The organism is Armatimonadota bacterium, assembly GCA_013359125.1.
Taxonomy (GTDB): Bacteria; Armatimonadota; Fimbriimonadia; order Fimbriimonadales; family GBS-DC; genus JABWCR01.
The window spans coordinates 1-22371 of record JABWCR010000022.1 but is presented as its reverse complement, the minus strand read 5'-3'; the positions used below and the strand labels follow the sequence as shown (position 1 = coordinate 22371).

18 protein-coding genes are annotated in these 22371 nt (G+C 58.2%); 6 read left to right on the top strand and 12 right to left on the bottom strand.

Annotated features, from left to right (window positions below; translation table 11 throughout):
• Positions 1–11 precede the first annotated feature (11 nt).
• Positions 12–1787, top strand: a complete 1776-nt coding sequence (locus HUU60_10265) for a hypothetical protein (GenBank protein NUL83093.1) — start codon at positions 12–14, stop codon at positions 1785–1787.
• On the opposite strand, the gene HUU60_10260 is transcribed toward HUU60_10265, so the two are convergent.
• The 3 genes from HUU60_10260 to HUU60_10250 are packed head-to-tail and all read right to left on the bottom strand — an operon-like array spanning position 1784 to position 4233.
• Positions 1784–2497: a tetratricopeptide repeat protein gene (locus HUU60_10260; GenBank protein NUL83092.1), complete on the bottom strand. Its 714-nt coding sequence runs from the start codon at positions 2495–2497 to the stop codon at positions 1784–1786. The two genes, HUU60_10265 and HUU60_10260, sit on opposite strands and share 4 nt — an antisense overlap.
• Positions 2494–3360, bottom strand: coding sequence for a carbohydrate ABC transporter permease (locus HUU60_10255; GenBank protein ID NUL83091.1), 867 nt, complete (start codon positions 3358–3360; stop codon positions 2494–2496). The genes HUU60_10260 and HUU60_10255 overlap by 4 nt, the downstream gene beginning before the upstream one ends.
• Complete coding sequence (locus tag HUU60_10250) at positions 3361–4233, bottom strand: sugar ABC transporter permease (GenBank protein ID NUL83090.1); 873 nt, start codon at positions 4231–4233, stop codon at positions 3361–3363.
• Between the two features lie 71 nt (positions 4234–4304).
• Here HUU60_10250 and HUU60_10245 point away from each other — a divergent pair, with 71 nt between their 5' ends.
• Both HUU60_10245 and HUU60_10240 read left to right on the top strand, forming a co-directional pair.
• Positions 4305–6473, top strand: coding sequence for a glycoside hydrolase family 2 (locus HUU60_10245; GenBank protein NUL83089.1), 2169 nt, complete (start codon positions 4305–4307; stop codon positions 6471–6473).
• Between the two features lie 36 nt (positions 6474–6509).
• Positions 6510–7394 carry a sugar phosphate isomerase/epimerase gene (locus HUU60_10240; GenBank protein NUL83088.1) on the top strand — a complete coding sequence of 295 codons (885 nt, stop codon included), beginning with the start codon at positions 6510–6512 and terminating at the stop codon, positions 7392–7394.
• Positions 7395–7451: 57 nt separating this feature from the next.
• Here HUU60_10240 and HUU60_10235 read toward each other — a convergent pair whose 3' ends face one another.
• The 3 genes from HUU60_10235 to HUU60_10225 all read right to left on the bottom strand — a co-directional run bounded on the left by HUU60_10235 (position 7452) and on the right by HUU60_10225 (position 11687).
• Entirely contained in the window at positions 7452–8816 is a 1365-nt protein-coding gene (locus tag HUU60_10235; protein NUL83087.1) for a pre-peptidase C-terminal domain-containing protein, read from the bottom strand.
• 129 nt (positions 8817–8945) lie between these two features.
• On the bottom strand, positions 8946–10298 hold the full coding sequence (locus tag HUU60_10230) for a pre-peptidase C-terminal domain-containing protein (protein ID NUL83086.1): 1353 nt from the start codon (positions 10296–10298) through the stop codon (positions 8946–8948).
• Positions 10299–10316: 18 nt separating this feature from the next.
• A complete protein-coding gene (locus tag HUU60_10225) occupies positions 10317–11687 on the bottom strand; it encodes a pre-peptidase C-terminal domain-containing protein (protein ID NUL83085.1) in 1371 nt (456 codons plus the stop codon).
• Positions 11688–11742: 55 nt separating this feature from the next.
• Here HUU60_10225 and HUU60_10220 point away from each other — a divergent pair, with 55 nt between their 5' ends.
• Positions 11743–13329 carry a D-aminoacylase gene (locus HUU60_10220; GenBank protein NUL83084.1) on the top strand — a complete coding sequence of 529 codons (1587 nt, stop codon included), beginning with the start codon at positions 11743–11745 and terminating at the stop codon, positions 13327–13329.
• Here HUU60_10220 and HUU60_10215 read toward each other — a convergent pair.
• Positions 13326–15959: a CHASE2 domain-containing protein gene (locus HUU60_10215; protein NUL83083.1), complete on the bottom strand. Its 2634-nt coding sequence runs from the start codon at positions 15957–15959 to the stop codon at positions 13326–13328. The genes HUU60_10220 and HUU60_10215 overlap by 4 nt on opposite strands.
• A 62-nt stretch (positions 15960–16021) precedes the next feature.
• Between HUU60_10215 and HUU60_10210 the strand changes: the two genes are divergently transcribed.
• Positions 16022–17320 (top strand): cation:proton antiporter, encoded by a 1299-nt coding sequence (locus HUU60_10210; GenBank protein NUL83082.1) that lies wholly within the window; start codon positions 16022–16024, stop codon positions 17318–17320.
• Here HUU60_10210 and HUU60_10205 read toward each other — a convergent pair.
• The 4 genes from HUU60_10205 to recA are packed head-to-tail and all read right to left on the bottom strand — an operon-like array spanning position 17277 to position 21242.
• Positions 17277–18062 (bottom strand): TIGR00282 family metallophosphoesterase, encoded by a 786-nt coding sequence (locus tag HUU60_10205; protein NUL83081.1) that lies wholly within the window; start codon positions 18060–18062, stop codon positions 17277–17279. The two genes, HUU60_10210 and HUU60_10205, sit on opposite strands and share 44 nt — an antisense overlap.
• A gap of 2 nt (positions 18063–18064) precedes the next feature.
• Positions 18065–19627, bottom strand: a complete 1563-nt coding sequence (gene rny, locus HUU60_10200) for a ribonuclease Y (GenBank protein NUL83080.1) — start codon at positions 19625–19627, stop codon at positions 18065–18067.
• Between the two features lie 43 nt (positions 19628–19670).
• Entirely contained in the window at positions 19671–20135 is a 465-nt protein-coding gene (locus tag HUU60_10195; GenBank protein NUL83079.1) for a regulatory protein RecX, read from the bottom strand.
• 54 nt (positions 20136–20189) lie between these two features.
• Positions 20190–21242 (bottom strand): recombinase RecA, encoded by a 1053-nt coding sequence (gene recA / locus HUU60_10190; protein NUL83078.1) that lies wholly within the window; start codon positions 21240–21242, stop codon positions 20190–20192.
• A gap of 152 nt (positions 21243–21394) precedes the next feature.
• On the opposite strand from recA, the gene HUU60_10185 reads away from it, so the two are divergent.
• Entirely contained in the window at positions 21395–21727 is a 333-nt protein-coding gene (locus HUU60_10185) for a hypothetical protein (protein ID NUL83077.1), read from the top strand.
• 11 nt (positions 21728–21738) lie between these two features.
• Here the strand turns inward: HUU60_10185 and HUU60_10180 are convergent, their stop codons facing one another.
• Positions 21739–21885: a hypothetical protein gene (locus HUU60_10180; GenBank protein ID NUL83076.1), complete on the bottom strand. Its 147-nt coding sequence runs from the start codon at positions 21883–21885 to the stop codon at positions 21739–21741.
• Between the last annotated feature and the right edge of the window lie 486 nt (positions 21886–22371).

Below are 22371 nucleotides of genomic sequence, written 5' to 3'. Positions count from 1 at the left end.
ATAAACAGTGCGTGAGGCGGTTTTCGTTTTCGGCCAGATTAGGCTTGGTTGCGGGCGCGGCGGTCATGCTTTGCTTGATCGCGTTCTTTCTCATCGGTCTCCAGGCATCCAACTCCGCGCTCCGATCTTCCGTCGATAAGAACGCTCACGAGGCGATCAAAACGACCCGAATTGTTGCTCAGAACATCCTGTTCGAACTCGAACGGCACGTAGACGACAACTCGCAATGGTACGAGTTTTACGATGCGATCAAGACCAACGATCAGACCTGGTTTCGCGAGAATATTTTTGAGGCCAACTGGGCGATCCAACCGGATGTCATGGCTGTTTACGATGCAAAGGGCAATCGGATGGCGATCGGCGGCGTAAAGCTCAAGCCGACCGAGCGCTTTATACCTAAAGCCGAGGTGTTAAAGGGCGTCAAAGAAGTTACGAGCGGTTTCACGTTTTTCAATGGCAAAGGCGCCAGTTACGCCTATTCTCTGGCGCCCATGAGAAAGGGCGACGGCTCTGGTCCGATCGTCGGCGCGTTTGCGATGGCCAAGCGCATCGACAAGGACTTCGCGGGCATGATCGAGCATTGGACGAGGCTGCCGCTGTGTCTGACCGACCCATCGGGCAAAGTCGTTGCACTCAGCAAGTCGGTGTCCAAGGCGCCGGAGACAGCAGGCTCCGGCGAAACTATCGCCTTTGTCGATCGCAAAAGCCGCTGGGCGTTTACTACCTTTGAGGCGAACGGCAAGCCGATGTTTCGCATCGGTGTGCTGTATGTCGATCCTGCGGGCTCGGTCATCGACAGAACAGCCCGAAGCCTGGTCGTTTCTGCTCCTTTTGTCATCCTATTGGCGGGCGTATGCGTGGCGGTCATTATCGGCTGGTCGGCTCATTCCAGCATGTCCGATTGGCGCAAGGCGCTGGCAGCCATCGAGAACGGAGACCTTTCAAGGCGATTGTCGGTTTCCAACAACGGCGATGTGTTTGACGATGTCGCTCGTCGCTTTAACGAAATGATGAACGAGTTGGAGCAAAACATCGGGTCGCTTAACAACAAGGTAACGCAACAGGATGCCCAGTTGGTTCAGGCGTCTAAGCTGGCCTCGGTCGGCACGTTGGCGTCGGGCGTTGCGCACGAGCTCAACCAGCCGCTGGCCATCATACGCGCCATATCGCAACAGTGCCTTTCGGACCCCAAAATAGCCGAGGACGAACAGCTGACGCACGACATCAAACTGATGGAGCGCCAAACCTACCGCATGACGCAGATCATCGACCATTTGCGTTCGTTTGCCCGGAAGCCCGGAGACGACTTCGAGCCGATTTGTCCGAGAGAGACCATCGAAAACTCGCTGGTGCTCTTTAAGGAGCAGCTGCGCACCCGCGACATTGAGTTGACAGAAGAGATCGCCGAGGATCTGCCGCCTATCTGGGCCAACGGCAACTCGATCGAGCAGGTGATCATCAACTTAGTGGCCAACGCCCGAGATGCTTTGGAAGAGACGAACGAGGCCAAGATTCATATCGTGGCTCGATTGACCGAAGATGGCGAGAGAGTCAGAATCGAGGTGGACGACAACGGCCCGGGCGTTTCGGACGAAGCCGCTGCACAGATATTCGACCCGTTCTTTACGACCAAAGAGCCGGGCAAGGGCACGGGATTGGGGCTGTCGATCTCCTTCGACATTGCGCGAAAGCACAATGGCGCTATCGGCGTCAAGCAAAGTTCGATGGGCGGCGCGCAGTTCTATATCGAAATCCCAGTGTGGAAGACGAACATCGACGCGGCTTAGGTCTTTCCCTCGATCATTGCCAGGCAGTTAGCAATTTCCTCAGATACATAGGGATCGTCCTTTTCTGGCTCTATTTGGCGCAGTAAGGTCAGCGCTTCCTCGGGTCTGCAAAGCTCTCGCAGCGCTCTGGCCACGCACCAAACTGCGATACGGGTCGGTTCCGCTTGCCCCATTGTTCGCCGAAACTCCAGCGCTTCTTCAAAGGCGCTCAACGCCTTATCCGGCTGGCCCAGGTCCATGTAGGTCCAGCCTAAGTTGTTGAGCAACGGTCCTTTCCAGCGCTCGGCTTCCGGGCGGTGTTCTGCGATTGCCAGACCTTTCTCAGCCCATTCGATCTGTTTATCTAAAGGCAGCGCAATGGCCATCATGTGGGCGGCGTCGGCAGCCAAATCGTGCAATTCTGCGTCAATGGCCAAAGTGTAGGCCGCCCGAAACTGCTCGACGGCTTCTTCCGGCATCTTGGAACTGTTCAGCGCGCGACCTTTCTCCAGATGAAACCGAACGCGCTCGGTTGGATTGGCGATGAGCGGTTCGATTTCGTCCAACAGGTCGAACGCCTCGTCGAATCTCCCTTGCAAACCAAGCGTCCGGGCAATCTGAATCTGGACCTCAGTCGCCTGCTTGCCAGCGTTCGGCAGGTAGTCTCTAAACCGTCGTTCGGTCGCCGCTGGGTCGCTGTAATCCCACCAAGAGTAGAAATCTTCGCTCATCGCTTGATCGCTCCGAAAGTGATGCCCCTCAACAGGTGATTGCGCATGATGAAGGTAAAGAGCGCGACCGGAAGCAAGAAGAGGAAAGTGCCCGCTGCGATCTGTCCCCATTCGATGCCAGCGGTGCCGATCGCGCTGGGGATGCTGGGCGGTGCCGTGCGCGCTTTGTCCTGAGTTAGAAAGAGCGCGAACGCAAACTCGTTCCAAGCGCTGATCGCGCAAAAAACGGCGGTCGCCGCCAGGCCTGTAACCGATTGGGGCAGAACGACCTTGATGAAGGCCTTAAAGCGCGACAGCCGATCCACCATGGCTGCCTCTTCGTAGTCTTTGGGAATCTCGTCGATAAAGCCCTTCATCAGCCAGACCGCAAACGAGAGATTGAAAACCGTGTAAAGCACGATCAGCCCGATCCGCGTGTCGTACCAGCCCAGAAATTTGGTGTACATCAGATAGATGGGAATCGCTACGGCCACGGGCGGCAACATGCGCGTGCTGAGGATGAAAAACATCAGGTCGGTCTTGCCTTTGACCTTAAAGCGCGAGAAGGCATAGGCGGCCAAAGTGCCCAGCGTTACGGCCAACAGTGTGCTCAAAGCGGTGATGATCAGGCTATTGGAAAAGTGGCGGGGATAGTCCGATCTGCCGACAACTCGTTCCGTCTCGCCTCGACCGGCCTTCACAATCCAAAGCCGCTCGTAATGTTCCAGCGTCGGCTTGAACGCGATCACATCCGGCTTGGTCATCAGTTCGCGCGGCTTGATAGAGGTTACGCCGATCCAGACGATGGGCAACAGGTAAACAAGCGAGATCGCAATGATCAGCGCGACAGCCAGGCGGTGCTTGAGCAGGCTCCAGCCTTCCATTTAGAGTTCTCCCTTGATCTTGACCAGCATTCGCACGTAGAGATTGCTGAGCGCGATCACGATCACTAGCATGATGTAGGCCAGAGCGCAAGCCTTGCCGGTATCGAATTGTTGAAACGCCAGGCGGTATAGCGATACCGAGACCGTTTCGCTAGCGTCGCCCGGTCCGCCGTTGGTCAGCGTGTAAACCATATCGAACAGTTTGAAAGCATCCATAGTGCGAAAAAGCAGCGCGACCAAGAGCAACGGCGCAATCATCGGCAGTGTGATTCGAAAGAATCGAAAAAGGGCCGAAGCGCGGTCTACGGAGGCGGCCTCGTAGAGCGATTTGGGCACGGCGGCCAACCCGGCAAGCGAGATCAGAAGCATGAACGGAGTCCACATCCAAACGTCCACTAATACCAGCGCTTTCATCACGTTGTCCGGGTCGGTCAGCCATTCGGGAGGCGACTGGCGCGTTACAATCGAGATTGCATGGGTGATGAAGCCCCAGGTCGGGTCGAGCAGAAACTTCCAAAACAGGCCGACGATCGCGGGCGAGAGCATCATCGGCAGCAGTGCGAGCGTCAGCCAAAAGCCGCGTCCGGCAAAGGCTCTGTTGAACAGCATGGCCAGACCAAATCCTAATAGAAACTCTAAGCCGACCGCGCAGGTTACAAAGGTGGCTGTCGTCTGAAAGTATCGCCATGTGGTGGGGTCGTTCAGAATGCTGCGAAAGTTTTCCGTGCCCACGTAGACCGGGGCCGCGCTGCCGGTAGCATTGTAATCGTGAAAGCTAAGATAGAGCGACCAGATGAGCGGGAAGATGTTCAGACCGATCAACAGGATGAGGGTAGGCGCCAGAAAGGAGCGTTTCAGCCAGGCGTCGCTCATGAGCCGAAACTATTCGACGCAGGCCGTCTCGCTCCTGCAGGTCGGCCAAGGCCTGGGACGAATTAAAGGCCATGTTGATACTCGGCCTTTGCCTATTTGCCATGATTCAAGACTTCGAACCCAAATCCCCGCCGCTCACAACGCCTTGGACGGACAAAGCCAAGCCTGGCAAGACCCACCAAGAGCACCCTCGCCCGCAGATGACGAGGAAGGATTGGGCGAACTTGAACGGACTTTGGGATTACAGCGTTGTGCCTATTGGTGCCGCTCAGCCTGCAGCATGGCAAGGGAAAATTCACGTGCCGTTTCCGATCGAATCGGCGCTTTCTGGCGTTCAGCGAGCGTTGTTGCCGACGGAAGCGCTTTGGTACCGGCGTGCGGTTGTCGTGCCGGCTAAATGGTCCGGCAGGCGCGTTTGGCTCCGGTTCGGGGCGGTCGATTGGTCGTGCGAAGTCTGGGTGAATGGCAAATCGGTCGGATCGCACAAAGGCGGTTACGATCCGTTTAGTTTCGATGTCAGCGACGCGTTGGCGCTGGGCAAATCGAACGAGATCGTAGTCAAGGTTACCGATCCGACCGATACTCAACCGATCGCTCGGGGCAAACAGGTACTGAAGCCCGAGGGCATTTGGTATACGCCCAATTCCGGCATCTGGCAGTCTGTCTGGCTGGAGCCTGTACACGACAAGGGCGTCGAAAGCGCGCGCTTTGAATGGATCGAAGGCGAACGAGTTGTCGTTCATGCACGGGCTGGCGGCTCAATGCGGCTGACTGTCTTAGAGGGCCGAAAGAGGGTTGTTAGCGAGACCGTTGTGCCTGGCAGACCATTTGAGTTCAGCGTGCCTAGTCCGCGATTATGGAGCCCTGAAAGCCCGTTCCTTTACAACTATCGACTGGAGGTTCTGGGCGCGGGCAAGGTCGTCGATCAGGTCGATGGCTACTTCGGATTGAGGAGAATCGAGGTCAAAAGAGACGAAGAGGGAGTCAACCGAATCCATCTCAATGGCCGACCGATCTTTGTGCACGGCCCGCTCGATCAGGGCTTTTGGCCAGACGGCATCTATACCGCTCCGACCGACGAGGCGCTGAAGTTCGATCTGGATATGACGAAAAAGATGGGCTTCAACTCGGTGCGGAAGCACGTCAAGGTAGAGCCGGCCCGCTGGTACTACTGGTGCGACAAGCTGGGACTCATGGTGATGCAGGATATGCCGAACACGATGCTCTCTGGCGACAATCCTGAAGCCAAGGGGCAGTTCGAGATCGAACTGAAGACGATGATAGAGGCGCTGCGGGTTCACCCCTCGATCGTCATGTGGGTTCCCTTTAACGAAGGCTGGGGCCAGTACGACACGGTTCGGATCGCTAAGATGGTGAAGGAGCTCGACCCCTCTCGCTTGGTCAATAACGCGAGCGGATGGACCGATGCGGGCGCTGGCGACGCGATGGATATCCATGTCTATCCCGGTCCTGGTATGCCGCCGTTAGAGCCGAAACGCGCCGCGATGCTGGGCGAGTATGGCGGTTTAGGCCTCCCATTGAGCGGCCACACCTGGCAGGATGAGAAGAACTGGGGCTATCGATCGTATCAAACGAAAGCCGAGTTGCAGAAGGCGTATATCGAATTGCAGGAGCAGTTGCGCCTCCTCGCAGCGCAGGGACTGACAGCGGCGGTCTACACCCAAACGACCGATGTTGAGATCGAAGTGAACGGCCTCATGACCTACGATCGGAAAGTCGTCAAGATCGATCCGGAGCGCGTCAAGAAACACAACGCGCTTCTGGCCAAACCGATCTCGATCGATTGGATCGTATCGACCGCCCAGGCATCAAAGAACGATTGGGCCTTCTCAACCACCAAGCCCGGCGATGGTTGGTTTTCGCCAAACTTCGACGATACGGAGTGGGGCAAAGGTGTCGGCGGATTTGGCACAAAGGGCACGCCCGGGGCAATAATCGGCACGGAGTGGAACACCCAGGACATTTGGATCCGGCGGTCTTTTCAGACGGATCGACCGATCAAGGGTCTATCGCTCGCCATTCATCACGATGAGGATGCCGAGGTCTATCTCAACGGCCAACTGGTCGCCGAACTGAAAGGCTACACGACTGCCTACAAGTTCGTCGCGATCAAAGGCGAGATCAAGGCTGGGAAGAACGTACTGGCCGTCCACTGCAGGCAGACTACGGGCGGGCAGTACATCGATGCCGGTTTGGCCATTTTGCGCGAAGGGCTATAATTCGGCTCCAAACTTTACAACGAAAGGAGCGAACGGATGTCGCGAATCAATCACCAGGATATACGCATTGGCACCCTTGCGCCCATGGACCGCGGCGCAGACTACCTCAAACAAATGGTTGTGCACGGCTTCGAGAGTTTTGAGCTGACCCTATGGCAGTACATCGGCGATGTCGATTTGGCGCGGTTGGCATCGGAAAGCAAGGACGCTCTGGCCGGACGCGCCGTTATCAGCAGCGTCGGTATCTATGGCAACCCGTTGCAGGACGAAAAGACGGCGCAAGATTGGGAGACCGTGATCAAGTCGGCGCGCCATTTTGGGTGCAACGTGGTCTGCGGCTTTGCGGGCGCGTTAGAAGATCGTCCAGTAGACCAAGGCATCGAGAGATTCGCCCAAGTATTCGGTCGCCTTGCAAAGGTTGCGGCGGACGAGGGCGTCCGGATCGCATTCGAGAACTGCGACATGGGCGGAACTTGGGAAACGCCGAAGTGGAACATCGCGCACAGCCCGCGAGCCTGGGAGATGATGTTCAACGCGGTCGGCTCGGACGCGCTAGGGTTGGAGTGGGAGCCGTGCCATCAAATGGTGAGCCTCATCGATCCCATCCCGCAGTTGCGCCAATGGGTCGGTCGGGTTTACCATGTGCACGGCAAAGACGCCACGATTGCCCATGACGTGCTGAAGACGAAGGGATTGCGAGGCGGCGAGCAATGGGTTTGGCACCGCACGCCTGGGTTTGGCGATAGCAACTGGACCGACATTATCACCATCCTCCGCGAAGGCGGGTTTGTGGGCGCTATCGACATCGAGGGCTGGCACGATCACATCTATCGAGACGAACTGGAAACTACCGGCCAAGTGCGGGCGTTGGAATATTTGAAGTCGTGCCGAGGCGGAACCTATACTCCCAACCCTTCTTAAGAAAATAGGGCGGACCGTACGGTCCGCCCTATGCTTACTTCCTGTAAGGATCGACTATTAGCAGCCGAATCCGAAGAACTGCAGAGCGATGGCCAGGTCGGTATCGTCGATGATGCCGTCGCGGTTGAAGTCGGCGTTCTCATCGTAGCCGAAGTCAAACGAGGTCAGGCCGAACAGACTGAGCACGGTCGCCAAGTCGGTGTCGTCCACGCAACCATTGGCGTCGACATCGCCGGGCACACCCATGTTCATCGAGACGATGTAGGACACGCTTGCGCTTGCGCCAGCGCCCAGAAGACCGCCGCCCAAGCCCATCGTGTGCTGATAAGCGCCGGTGTAGTCGCCCGGGCCGAACGGCGAACCGGAGTCGCTCAGGTTCGAAACGAAGGCGTCGGTCAGCACGTTGCGAACCGTTGCAAAGGCGCCGATCTGCCAATGGCTGGGAGGGCTGCTGGCGTGGTGGCCGCCGAACGAAATGTCGGTAATGCGCGTCCAAGTCGGTGTAACCAACTCGGCGCTGTCGCCGCCAACCGATGCGTTCATGTCGTAGTCCAGATAGCTGAACAGATCCAGCGTCATTGGATCGACCGTCGTGTTGGTCGCGGTTACGGTTACCATCATGTACGAGCGCGGAGCGAACGAGAAGGAATCGATGCCCATCTCGTGCAAGACCCAGTTGGTGTCAAACGTAACGCCGTCTGGCTCGGTGTAGGTCAGGTTAGCTTCGTTCTGAGCAGGGTTGTTTCCGCCTGTCAGTGTGCTCATGGCGTGCTCGCGAGTCGAAGCGCTGGTTCGATACCAGTGCCAGTACTGGAAGAGATGGTCCTGGCCGTCGTCGTAGGTGCCCAGACCACCGCCTGCGCCGGTGCGGTTAGCTGCGGAGCTGATCGCCGCTTCGCTCATCTGCCAACGGGTTGCGCCGTCGAGCAGGTTCATCTGCGGCGGCGCAGATCGCAGTTCGATCTGGAAGCCGTAGCAGCCAGCGTTAGTGTGGACGCCCGTGTAGTAGGAGACGACGTTTTGACCGCCGCCATGGTAGCCGGTAACAGCGATGTAGTAGTCGCCATCGGCCGTAACGTTGTAGGAGACCTGCGAGCTGAGCCCGCTAAAGTCGTCGTTGAAGGCCAGCACCGTGTCGGCGGCGGGGTTAATGATCGCCACGACGGTATCGGTACCGCAGCCCGTTACGTTGGTCGTTACGCGGATGTTCTGTCCGGCTTGCAAGGGGATCTTAAACCAGTCGTTGTCGCCGGCAAAGTCAAAGGCGAAAGTGCCCGAATCGGTCCATGGGAAACCGGCCGGGGTGATCACCTGTGCTTGACTAGAATCGTCGTTGGGCTCTTGCTCGGTCAAAACGGCGAAGGCGCCGTTCATGACGAGGCTTGCCGCTATAAGCGGCAAAATTCGGTTAAATCTTTTCATCAGTAGAAACTACCTCCTTTCGGCTGTGCCGACTGCCAATTGCGCTCAAGTTAGGCGCAAGGGCAGACGGACTCTTGTCAGCGCGTTGACAAATAGTATACCCCGGTTTTCACCCTTCCGAGCGCAAAGTTAGCAGCCGTATCCGAAGAATCCCAATACAATCGCTAAGTCGGAATCGTCTATAACGCCATCCAGATTAAAGTCTGCGTTGGGGTCGTAGTCGTCATCGTCGGTTGAGAGACCAAAGAGCGCCAAAACAAGTGCGAGATCGGTGTCGTCTACGCAACCGTCCAAGTTCGCATCGCCCGGAAGCCCCATGTTCAGCGCCAGAACAAAACCGACCATTGCCGACGCTCCGGGGTCTAAGGTCCATGTGTTCTGGAAGGCGCCCGTGAAGTCTCCCGGGCCAAAAGGCGAGCCCGAGTTGGTCAGGTTCTCGACCGTTGTATTGGTCAAATTGCCTCGAATGGTCGGATAGGCACCGATCTGCCATCGATTGGGCGGCGCGTTGGTATGGAAGCCGGCCCGTGTGAAGCCGCCGATTCTCATCCAGGTAGGGGATGCCAATTCGGCCGTATCGTCGCTGGGCGTGTTGTCCATGTCCATGTCCGTATAGGTGAAAAGATCGAGCGACATGGGCGAACCGGTCGTGTTGGTCGCTTGCATCCAGATCTCCACATAGCTTCTGGGCAGCGTCGTAACCGGGTCGATGCCCATCTGTTTCAAGTACCAACGGCCATCGAAGGTGATCCCCTCAGGCTCAGTGTACGTGAGGACGACTTCGTTGGGCGCCACCAGCGTGCCGCCGCTAAGCGCTGTCAGCGCAAACTCGCGGGTTGCTCCCTGCGGGCGATACCAATACCAATGCTGGAACAAATGGTCTAGGCCGTTGTTGTAGTCGCCCGACCCGGCGCCCGTGCCTGTCCGATTGCTCGGCAGCGAGATTGAGTTAACCCCCATGCGAAAACCGGTTTCTCCGTCGGTCAAGTTGATGGAGAGCGGCGCCGGCTCGACCGTGATCGTAAAGATATAGCAGCCTTCCTCAAAGTGGTCGCTGGTGTAGTACTCGACCGTATCCTGATCGGCAACGCCGTGAAATCCCGTGATCGCAACGTAGTACTCTCCCGGAGAGGTGGCGGCGAACACTGTCTGCGAACCCAGGCCAGGACCGCCGTCGTCGTTGAGCGCCAAGACGCGGTCGCCAGCCGGATTGATGATCGAAACGACCGTGTCGGTATCTCCGCAGGAGAGACCGTCCGTAACGATCGTGATCTGCTGCCCTGCCAAAAGCGGCACCTTGAACCAGTCTCTGTCGCCCATCGGATCGAGCGCAAAATCGCCGAAATCGGTGTAGAACGAGCCGACTGGGGTGATCGTCTGAGCTTCCGAAGGGTTGTTGTTTGGTTCTTGCTCGGTCAAAATGGCCAAGCTAGGGAGAGCGACAAGAGAGAAGAGAAGGGCCAACAGTCCGCTTTTTATCACCGCAAGGTTCTCCTTATATTAACATCCGACGCCGAAGAAGTCTAACACAATCGCTAAGTCCGTGTCGTCAATGATGCCGTCTCGGTTGAAGTCGGCCTCCAAATCGTACCCTGCATCTTGATCCGACAGGCCGAACAAACTTAAGACTTGCGCCAAGTCAACATCGTCCACGCAAGCATCCCCGTTCGTATCGCCGGGCAGCCCCATGTTCAAACATAGATAAATGACGGTCGTCTCGGTCGCGCCAGGCTGCAAAGCCATCCGCTGCTGCATCGCGCCCGAAAAGTCGCCTGGGCCGAATGGAGAGACGCCGTTTGTTAGATTCGTAACAAATCCGTCGGCCAAAGAGTTCCTGATGGCGGGCCATTGACCGATCTGCCAAGCGAAGGGCTGGCTGTTGGAAATCTTGTTCACAATGGCAATATCGACGATCTGAATGTGGTTGGGCCTGGGCGACTGGGCCGAATCGTCGTTCGAGGTGATGTCCAGGTCGTAATCTGAGTAGGAGAAAAGATCGAGAGTCGTGGGGAGCGCAGTTCGGTTCATAGCCCGAATCGTAATCTGGACGTAGTTTCTGAAGTTGCCGTCCGGGTCTTGGCCCATCTCTCGGATTTGCCAGTTGGTGTCAAAGTCGATGCCCTCTGGCTCGCGATAGAAGACGCTGGTTTCTCTCGGAGAGACCACATCGGCGCTCACAAAGTTCGAAATCGCAAACTCTCGGCTCATGCCGGTAGCCCGATACCAATACCAATGTTGGAACATGTGGTCTAGCGCGCCCGACTTGTGATCGCCCAAGCCGCCCGACCCGCCCGTGCGGATGCTGCTGCCGGATATGAAGTTAGGGCCGATGAAGAAGAGCGAATTGCCGTCCCGAAGCTCGATGGCGATGGGCAGCGGCGGCGCTTCTTGAATCAGAATGTCAAATCGATAACATCCGTTTTCGGGATGATCGGCCAGATAGTAGTCGACGCTGGCCTGTCCGACCACGTCGTGAAAGCCGACGACCGCAATGTAGTAAAGTCCAGATTGTGTAACGATATGCTCGATGCGCGAGCCAAATCCGGGTCCGCCGTCGTCGTTAAAGGCCACTACCTGCGTGCCGTCCGGGTTGATGACGGCCACTACCGTGTCGGTATCGCCGCAGGACAAACCGTCCGTCTGCAGCACGATCTGTTCCCCGGCTTCCAACTGAACCTTGAACCAGTCGAGGTCGTTGTCCTGGGGGCCCAACTGAAAGTTGCCAAAGTCCGACCAGCCCGTCGCTCCTCGGGCGATCGTCTGCGCCTGAGCGGGGCCGTCGTTCGGCTCCTCTTCGGTCAATACCGCATGGCCGCAGAGGCTGATAGTTGCTAAGGCTGCCAGCGTCAAATAGAGTTTGCTAAAGCCCATTGGGCGAACGTCCTCCTTTCCAAATCAACATTATACCGACGGGTAGAATTCCCGAATGAGTTCCCTCCGATGCGACATTCTGCTTCGCCATGGCCTTTTGGTCGACGGCAGCGGGGCGCCGGGAACCCAAGCCGACCTGGCGATTTTGGACGACAAGATCGTTGCTATGGGCAATTTGTCCGACTGGGCGGCGGGCGTCGAGTATGACGCCGCGAGCCTTGTAATTTGCCCAGCCTTTATCGATGTGCACACCCATTGCGATCTATCGATCCTGCACAATCCGTGCCAAGTGAGCATGGTTTATCAGGGGATCGGTTCGGTCGTGGTCGGCAATTGCGGCATTGGCGGCGGCCAGGTGGACGATTCGCCGGTCTTTTCAATGGAGCAGCGATGGCTGAAGCCGCACGGCGTCGAGGTCGATTGGAAGGGCTTGGCGGGTCATCTGAAGCGAGTCGAGGAGACCGGCATTGCGATCAACTACTTGCCATTGTGCGCTCATGGCACGTTGCGCAAGCAAGCGATGGAGTTTGCTCAGAGAGCGCCGGACGAGGGCGAGATGCTGGCCATGAAGCGAGAAGTCGCGGATTGCATGGAGGCGGGCGCGTGGGGCTTCTCGACCGGTCTGGAGTACACGCCCGGATCGTTTGCCGAGACGGACGAACTGGTGGAACTGACCAAAATCGCCGCCGAAGGCAACGGCTACTACACCAGCCACCTGAAGAGCGAGGGCGACTTTCTGGAAGAGTGCGTCGAAGAGGCGATCGAAATCTGCAAGCGGGCCCAGGTTCCGCTGCAACTGTCTCATCACAAGGCCGAGGGGCGAAAGAATTGGGGCAAGGTGAATCGCACATTGGCCAGGATCGAGGAGGAATGTGCCAACGGAATGGACATCATGGCCGATGTCTACCCTTACACGGCCTTTCAAACATCGATGATGGTCGCGCTGTTGCCCGCTTGGGCGCGGGACGGCACGCCTGAGGAATCGATGCGGAGACTGATCGATGCCGACGCGCGGGCGAGAATCATCGGCGAGATGCGCCAGGCCGACCTGGACTATGAGGCGGCCTCCATCGGTTCTTGCCGCACGCATCGCGAATGGCAGGGCAAATCCGTCGCCGAAGTCGCTCGATCAGAGCGGAAGGCGCCCGAGGAGTTCGTGATCGACTTTTTGGTCGAAGAGCACGGTCATGCGAGCGTCGCCTACTTCGCAATCTCCGAGGATGACGTTCGCACTGTGCTCAAGCATCCTCTCGTCATGGTGGGATCGGACGCCGTCGGCTACGATCCGTTTGGATCGATGGGCAAAGAACGCCCGCACCCCCGTTGTTATGGCGCGTTCCCCAGGGTCTTGTCAACCTATTGCAGAGAAGAACGCCTGTTGACCTTGGAACAAGCCGTCTATAAGATGACCGGAATGCCCGCTCGGCGGTTAGGCCTTCGGGATCGCGGGCTGCTAAGGACAGGCAATCGGGCCGACGTGGCGATCTTTGATGCCGAGCGGATACAAGATCGCTCGACCTTTACCGAGCCGCATCAACTGTCAGAAGGAATCGCCGGACTGATCGTCAACGGCCGCTGGGTTTTGCGCGACGGCGAGCTGACGGGCGCGCGACCGGGCGCCGTACTGCGAAAGAACGGCTAAGGCAGCAAGGCTGGTTTTTGCGATATTCGGTAGGGCCTGACGCTTTGCGAGAGACCCTTAATCTGCACCGGTTCGTCGGCTTCTGCAGAAAACTGGTCGTTGATGAGCAGATAGGTCTCCTCGCTGAGCACTGTGTCGCCGCCCCGTGCCAATGTCTGCAATCGATGGCTGACCACGACCGTGTGTCCGAGCGCCGTGTAGTTGAACTGATTAGGGTTGCCGATCAGCCCGACGACCGCCTCGCCATAATGCAGGCCGATGCCGATTTCCAACGGTTCCAGTTTTTCTGCGCGCATCCGTTCGGCGCATACGAGAGCAGCCTTATGCATGGCCAAGGCTGCGGCCACGGCGCTTTGCACCGTTACTTTGGGGTCGTTCTCGACTCGGAACAGCGCCATCAAACCATCGCCCGTGTACTTGTCTAACAGGCCGCCGTGCTGGTGCAGCGCGTCGGTCAGCGCGGTCATGTACAGGTTGGTGATCCGAACGACCTCTTCTGGCGAAACCTGCTCGGCAAAGGGCGTAAAGTTGCGAATGTCGGCAAAGAGCACACAAATTTGCCTTCGCGTGCCGCCCAGTCCCAAGTTGCTCTCGGGGTCGTCCAAAAGCTCGTCGATAACCTGCGGCGCGACGAATCGCTGCAACAATCCGCGATTGCGCTCCAAGTCCGATCGCCTGAGGCCGAACGTGAACTGCGTAACGGCAAAGTAACTGATAAGAGCAGCCACGGCGGGTGCGACGGGGTCGATCCATGTTCGCTGGAAGAGGAACATGAAGATAGTGAGCGTGGCCGCCAAGAAGACCACGGCCAAGGATCGCCAGCTGGCCAGCAACGGGTCGCGATTCTGGCACAGCACCCCGACGATCATTCCTGCAAGGAGCACGATGGCGATCGTTTGCCAGCCTGCGGGCGTGCTGATGAACCGGTCGGCCAAAGCGGTCGAGGTCGCATGGGCCAGCGTTTCGGCATCGCTCATCATGCCGATCGGCGTCTCTCTCAAGTGAGTGTAGATAGGAGTTAGGAAGACGATCTTCTCCTTAAAGAACTCCTCGGGCTTTACCCAGGTCGCCATGCCCGGTTTGGCTTCCATCGACGATTCGTCTCCCAACGCGAGCGAGAAACTGCCCGCCTCCCGAGCATGAAGCGCCAGATCGTGTCCCGAAAGCACAGTGGAAAGCGATATGCGCCGAAACCCCGAGCCGGGCCTTGGGCTGGCAAAGTCGATCAATGCGCGTCCCCGAGAGATCTCTCGTCCGTCGACGGACGAACGATCCGCGGCGACCAGCGCTATCGAGCGTGCCCCGACGGGCGGATTGACCTCGATAGCGGGAAGCCGTCCCGACTTGAAGGCGGTCAAGTCGGACGTGCCGATGGCCGAGGCCGCAAAGATTAAATATCCCGAATCCAAGGGGCCGACGTAGCGGCTCCCTGTCGCCGGCAGGTCTTTTCCAGGCAGACCCAAGAGCACGTTCTTGGCGCGCTTCATCGCATCGGCTACCAGCGGCATGTCCCTTTCGGCGCGCTTGATCGATTCGGGACCCGGCACGACTACCGGCTCGCTGGTCTGAGCGTTGGGATCGACCAACGGCGCAAACAGAATCACCCTCTTGGCGGCCTTAAGTTTATCGACCGCTTCGGCCATTAGTTTCGATATCGAACTGTCGGACACGGCGCGCCGTCTGCTTTCGTCGTCCCATTCCACTAACACGATCTGATCTTGCGACTCGACCGCCTTTGGGTCGATCGAGGCATAGAGCGTGTTGTTCGGTCGCTCTGAAATGAGCGGGGCGTTTCTGAACTGCACGGCCCAGAGCAATGCCCAAGCTTGCAGCGGGTTGAGCGCATAGGCGCTGGCGATCAGTAAGGAGGCCATGCCGGCGATGAGCCCCAGGGCGGCGCCGCGGAGGTCCAACCGTCGTCCGGAACGCCTTTGGACGGTCAGTTTCTGGCTTAGCTTTCGGCTCCAACCTCTGAGCACGTCTCCGGCGGTCAGGCCTTTGGCCCGCAACATTGCGTTCGTAGCGACGGCCAAAACCGGAGAGCCGATGATCATTGCGGCCGCGATCGCATTGTAGGCCGCTGCTACCGGCATATAGGCCAGCGCTAACAATGTCAGAATCCCCAGCCATGCCCATGACCATGCGGCATGGGCCGCCCGTACCGCCTCTTGCCGTTGATCGGGGTGGTTTCCAACGACCATTGCGCCAACACTGGCGGCGGTGTAGGTCAGAAAGATGCCAAGCGGCAGGAGAAACACAAAGGCAAAAAGGGAAACGAGCGCGCTCAGCCCGGCAGACATGGACGTTTGATACGACTCCGCTAGCGCTCGATCCAACATTCCGGGCGCCCACAGACAGTTGGCCAGCGCCGTCCAGAAGCTCCAACGCCATGCGGTCGGCGCCACCAAGATAAGGCACCTGGGATGCAACGCGCCCCAGACGATGCCGATAGACGAGAGCAGAACGTTCGCGAAGAGCCAAAGTCCAAAGGCCGCCCATGCGGCTGGCCGAATTCCTGAGAGTGCCGCGAGAACGACCAAGAACACCAGAGCGCCGGTCGCAATCCAGAAGACGGCTCTTGATGTTCGGTTCTCGATTCGGAGGAGTCCGCGAGGTTTTGGAAGCCGCATGACAGCGAGAATTATAGCCGCAGACAGGAGTCGTCCTTCGGACAGAGAACTTCGAAAGTCAGATGGCTGCAGATTCTGGCATCCTCCTCGGATTATTCACCTGTTACATCGCGGCTCAGGTTGGCGCAGAGGTCGCCCAACGCGCTAAGCTGCCGGCCGTTGTCGGCGAGATTACAGCGGGGGCGATTATCGGTCCCTCTGTGCTCGGCTGGCTGGCGATCAATGCCCCTATGGAGGCGCTCGCCGAGATAGGGGCGGTGATCCTCTTATTCTCTGTAGGCTTGGAAACCCGGGCCGGCGACCTGAAAAAGGTCGGCCGGTCGGCCATGACGGTCGGAGTTTTAGGCATTGTGGTTCCGTTCGTCATGGGCGCCTTGTGGGCGCATTGGTCGGGCTATCCCACCGCAAAGTCGATGTTCATTGCCGCCGCATTTGTGGCCACCTCGGCGGGCATCACAGCCAGAGTGCTGCACGACTTGGGCGTCTTGGGACGGATCGAGAGCCGAGTGATATTAGGCGCGGCGGTCATCGACGACATCCTGGCCATGCTGTTGCTGGGCATTGTAACCTCTCTCCAAGAGGACAAGGGCGTCGATTTGTTCCGGCTCAGCATCGTGGTCGTCCAAGCCTTAGGATTTATCGCGCTGATCGTTTTTATCGGGTTGCGAGTGGTAGGGCGACGATCTCAACTGTTGGACGCTCCGATCAATCCCTTGTCGCCCTTGACGCTGTCTCTGGCAGCCTGTCTGGGGTTGGGCGCGGCGGCGGCCAACATCGGTTTGGCGGCCATTATCGGCGCATTTCTTGCTGGCATGATGATGGCCGAGTCAAAGCAGCGGCATGCGCTTGAGAAGCAGATTCAACCGATCATGGCCTTCATCGTGCCCTTCTTCTTTGTAGTAACGGGCGCCAAAGTTGCCGTATCTCAATTTGGCGAGATGAGCGTCGTGGTCTCATTGCTCGTTGTAACGCTTTTGGCCATTGCGGGCAAGCTGATAGGATGCGGATTGGGCGCCCTCTCTTTGGGCAGGCGGGGCGCCGCCATCGTGGGCGTCGGTATGGTGCCTCGCGGCGAGGTGGGCATCATCGTGGCCAGCCTGGGTCTGTCGCACGGGATATTTAGCGACGAAGTCTATGCGATCATCATTGGGATGAGCCTGCTGACATCGGTCTTGGTCGCTCCCGTGCTAAAGTACCTGTTTGGATTGCAGGCGCCGCCGGGCGAGGAGGCTGTTGCGCAACCTGAACTGACTGACGAGGAGGAGTCTTTGCTCGGCAGAGTAGACGAAGCGGGATTCGACATCCCTAGGCCGCAGCCTAAGGCACAGCCGGATCCGGACGATGCTGAAGGCGCTGGATAGCGAGCGCCTTGCCGTTCGTTCGGTCAAAATCGATCAGAACGGCGCTGACCACAGGGTTGCTGTCCGGCACCTCGAACTTGGCGGGCATTCCAGTCAAGAATCGATTGACGATCACCGCGCCCTCCATCCCGATCACGCTGCGCCAAGGTCCGCACATGCCAACGTCGGTCAAAAAGGCCGTGCCGCCCGGAAGAATCTGCTCGTCCGCGGTCTGCACATGAGTGTGCGTGCCGATCACAGCGCTCGCCCGGCCATCCGCATAGAGCGCGAAAGCCATCTTCTCGCTGGTCGCCTCGCCATGAAAATCGACGAACAGGACATTGGCTTCGATCTCGTTTTCCAGCCGATCGAACGCGCGAAAGGGACAATCGGCAGAATCCATAAAGACTCGCCCAATGAGCGAGACCACAGCCAGCTTCTTGTCTAGAACGCTCAAGATTCGATACCCTGCTCCGGGACAGCCTGGCGCATAGTTGGCCGGGCGGACAAGTCGCGGCTCCTGATCGATATAGGGGATGATCTCCTTGTGATGCCAGGTGTGATTGCCCAGAGTGAGAGCCTCGACCCCGAGTTCGAAGAGCTCGTCGGCGATCTTCGGCGTGATGCCCAGCCCGTGCGCCGCATTCTCCCCGTTTGCTATGATGGCATCGGGAGCGTATCGCTGCCGCCAAACCGGCAGGAGTTCGGCAACGCCTCTTCGCCCCGGCTTTCCCACGATGTCGCCAAAGAAGAGGAGGCGCATCGCTACTTAGCCACCTCGTGGGCGCGAAGTTCGCGGATCACGGTAACCCGAATCTGGCCGGGATACTCTAATTCTTCCTCGATCTTTTTGGCGATCTCCTTGCAAAGGCTGTGCGCCTCGTCGTCGCTGATTCGGTCTGGTCGCACCAACACGCGTATCTCTCGCCCGGCCTGAATCGCATAGGCCTTATCGACCCCGTTAAAGGAATCGGCGATGTGTTCCAGCTTCTCCAGACGCTTGATGTAGCTTTCGAGCGACTCCCTCCGAGCGCCCGGTCGCGCTGCCGAGATGGAGTCGGCCGCGATCACAATGTGCGCCTCTAAGCTTCTCGGCTCGACCTCGTAATGGTGGGCTGCTACCGCGTTGCACACAGCTTCGTTTTCGCCATGCCTGCGAATAAAATCGGCGCCGATAATGGCATGCGGCCCTTCGGCTTCTTGATCCAGCGCTTTGCCGATGTCGTGCAAAAAGGCCGATCGCTTGACCAAGGCCGTGTTCGCGCCCAATTCGCCCGCGAGCGTCGTGGCCAGCGTCGCGACCTCGACCGAGTGATCGAGCACGTTCTGCGCGTAGCTAGTGCGGTATTTGAGCCGGCCCATTACGCGAACGACCTCGGGATGCAGTCCCGTGAGCCCTAACTTAAACGCGGCGTCCTCTCCGGCAGTTAAGATTCTGCGCTCGACCTCCGACTTGGCGCGCTCGTGCTCTTCTTCTATGCGGGTAGGATGGATGCGTCCGTCCACCACCAAGTTCGTCAAGGCGATCCGCGCCATTTCCCTTCTGATGGGATCGAAACAGGAGATGACCACGGCTTCAGGAGTATCGTCGATAATCACGTCCACTCCGGCCGTTTGCTCAAAGTGGCGCACGTTTCGACCCTCGCGTCCGATGATACGGCCCTTCATATCGTCGTTGGGCAGATGGACGACCGAAACCGTATTCTGAGAGACGTGCTCGACCGTGCATCGTTGGATCGTGTCGAGGATTATTTCTCGGGACTTCGATTCGGCCTTCTCGCGGGCGGCATCTTCGATCTGACGAGCGAGTCTGCTGGCTTCGTGGCAGGCGTCGTCCTCGATACGTTTGAGGAACTCCTGTCGAGCCTGCTCGACCGTTAGGCCGCTGACCCTTTCTAATTCGGCCAGATGCCGGGCCTGTTGCCGCTCGACTTCGGCCAGCTTCTTGGAGAGATCGTCTTCGAGCGATTTAGCCGTTTGCTCACGGACTTCAAGGGATTCGAGCTTCTTGTCCAGTTGTTCTTCTTGATGAAGGATCTTTTGCTCTAACCGAAGGATTTCCGATCGTTTTTCGGCGGCTTCCCGTTCTGAATCTTCCAACTGCTTATGCGCTTTCTCTTTTGCTTCCAGCAGGGCTTCCCGCTTGAGCGTTTCCTTCTCGCGCTCGTAGCGGTCTCTTTCGGCGCTCAGTTCGGCTCGAAGCCTCTCTGCCTCCTGTATGGCGGTGAGCGCGCGTTCGCGCCCTTGTCGCCCTGTGATCCAAACAACGATAAGGACGACGATGGTCAGAACTTGCAACGATAGTAACGCGGTTTCTAACGAACTCATATTGCGCTGCCTCCTCGATGGGCAGCCTGCGCCTAACCGTTGCTCAGGCGTCGACTGCGTCAAGGAGACCGGGGCGCCAACGATGGATGGCTTCGTCGATCACGTCAGGCAGAAATCCACGCCCGGAAAGGAAGAGCCGCCAGCGCTGCAGCGCTTTGGCGTCAAAACGGGCATCGCCGTACTTTTGAGCAAGCGCCAAGCAGGCGCGATCCAACTCGCTGGGCAACCGTTCGGTCGGCGGCGGCTTCAGTCCGCGCGACTGAAACTCGTCAATGATCTTGGCATCGCCGCTGGGTCGAATCTGCGTCAAACGGTCGATCAGCATCTCGGCGATCTTCTCGTCGCTTTGCCAGCCCTTTTCTTGCGTATAAGCGATCGCAACGGCGGCAGACTCCTCGTCAAACCCCGCTTCGTTCAGCCTTTGCTTTAGCTCTTCGGTCGAATAGTCTCTTATGCTCAGCAAGCTGACCGCAGCTCGCTTGGCTTCCATCGTTTGGTCGATCGTCATGCCGGACCCCGGCTCCTATAATCATCAGGCGCAAGCGTCTCGCCTGTAAGACTATTATTCGACGGCGCCTACAGGACTTCCTGCTTCGGCATCGACGGCGGCCATGGTCGGCGGTTTGCTCAGTTCGCCCGATGAAACGGAAAGGATCAGTCTTTCGATTTCGGCGGCTACCTCTGGATTGTCGTCCAGATATTGCCGCGCGTTTTCCCGGCCCTGACCCAAGCGCACCGTCTCGAAGTTGATCCAGGCGCCCGTTTTTTGCAGGACTCCCGCATTTAGGCCGCAATCCAGCAGATCGCCCGATCGAGAGATGCCTTTGCCGAAGATGATGTCGAACTCGGCCTGGCGGAAAGGCGGCGCAACCTTATTCTTGACTACCTTCACCCTCGCGCGCGCCCCGATCACGTCCGTGCCGGCCTTGATGTTCTCCACACGGCGCACTTCTAATCGTACGGAAGCCCAAAACTTGAGCGCTCGACCGCCGGGCGTCGTCTCCGGATTGCCGAACATAACGCCGATCTTTTCGCGTATCTGATTGATGAAAATGGCTGAAGTGTTGGCCTTGGCGGACGATCCGCCGATCTTCCGAAGCGCCTGCGACATGAGTCGGGCCTGCGCGCCTACGGCAACATCGCCTATGTCGCCCTCCATCTCCTGTTTGGGCATCAGCGCGGCCACCGAGTCGAGCGCCACAGCGTCGAACGCGCCGCTTCGGATTAAGGCGTCCATGATTTCGAGCGCTTCTTCGCCGGTCGACGGTTGCGCGACGTAGAGACGGTCGATATCGACCCCCAGCGCCTTGGCGTACTCGGGATCCAAGGCATGTTCGGCATCGATGAAGACGGCATTGCCCCCGCTCTTCTGCGCCTCGGCCACAATATGCAGCGCCAAGGTCGTCTTGCCCGAAGATTCTGCGCCGAATATCTCGATCACGCGACCCTTCGGTATGCCGCCTACCCCCAGCGCGATATCTAGCGCAAGGCTGCCGGTGGGGATCGATTCAATCTGCATCTGAGCGGCATCCCCAAGCCGCATCAAAGCCCCCTTTCCAAACTGACGCTCGATCTGCGCCAAAGCCGATTCCAATGCCTTTGCCTTTTCCGACATGATCACGCCCTCCTTGCGCCCGGTAGACGCCCGTATACCATTAGGATACCATACGAATCGCGCGATTGCAAGGGGCGTGCCCAAAAAGAAGGAATCGCGCTTTATTGCGGCGGATCATATACTATCACTTAGTCGGCAAAGGATGCCGTAGAATGATTCGGTTTGTTGCAGTTTGCTTTCTTGTCTTAGTCTTTGGACTTGCTCTCTCTCAGGGTTCATCGCGTCTTTTTGTCGATCTGTCGGGTCCGTTCGATGCGCCGCCGCCGCTGGCCATCGAGACCGATCACCATCCTACCGCGCCGGTAACGGCTTTGGTGGCTCAACCCGGTCAGTATGTGCGCGTAACGATGGGCATCGAGCTCGACTATCGCAATACCGACTTGTCGCTGATCATCGGCAACTTTTTCTTCGACTTTGCAGACAATAATCCTGCGAACGAAAGCCATCTGGACATCCATCGCTACCATCAGACCGATCCGCGATAGAACGCCCGATTTCACGGCGCTCTGTCGTTTAGCAACATGAACTCCATGACGCGGGCGGCAGGAGTTTTGAGAGCCAATAGCGTTCGAATCACCGACATTGGCTTCCCGGTCGCGACGACCGACGGCGCATTCTTCAAGGTCGGCTTCGAGAACGGCATTCAGCACATTCCAACGACCTTTGTCGGGCAATTCTTAGTAAGGATTGCGGAGTGCGCCGGTTTGCCGGCGCTGGTTGACCAACCATCTTTCAAGCAGAAAGATGGATATTCGTGCTCAGTTTTGTGCTACACATCGAAAAAATCCCGTTCAAACAGAACGCCAGTCGGAACGCCGGGCTCCCGCCCGGCCCGTCCGACCCGATGCCGTTCGCTCCCCTCCCCAAACTCGCCAGAGTTTGGGGAGGGGATACAGGGGAGGGGCACAATCGTCCGAGACAGACCGATGTTCGCCATCGAGACAGATTGGAAGTTTGCTAAGCCGCCGGGCTCCCGCCCGGCCCGTTCTTTCGGCTCGCGGGGACGCTCGCCCTCCCGCTTGTTGGCTTTGGCTCGCGGGGACGCTCGCCCTCCCGGCCCGATCCGATGCCTTTCGCTCCCCTCCCTAAACTCGCCAGAGTTTGGGGAGGGGATACAGGGGAGGGGCAC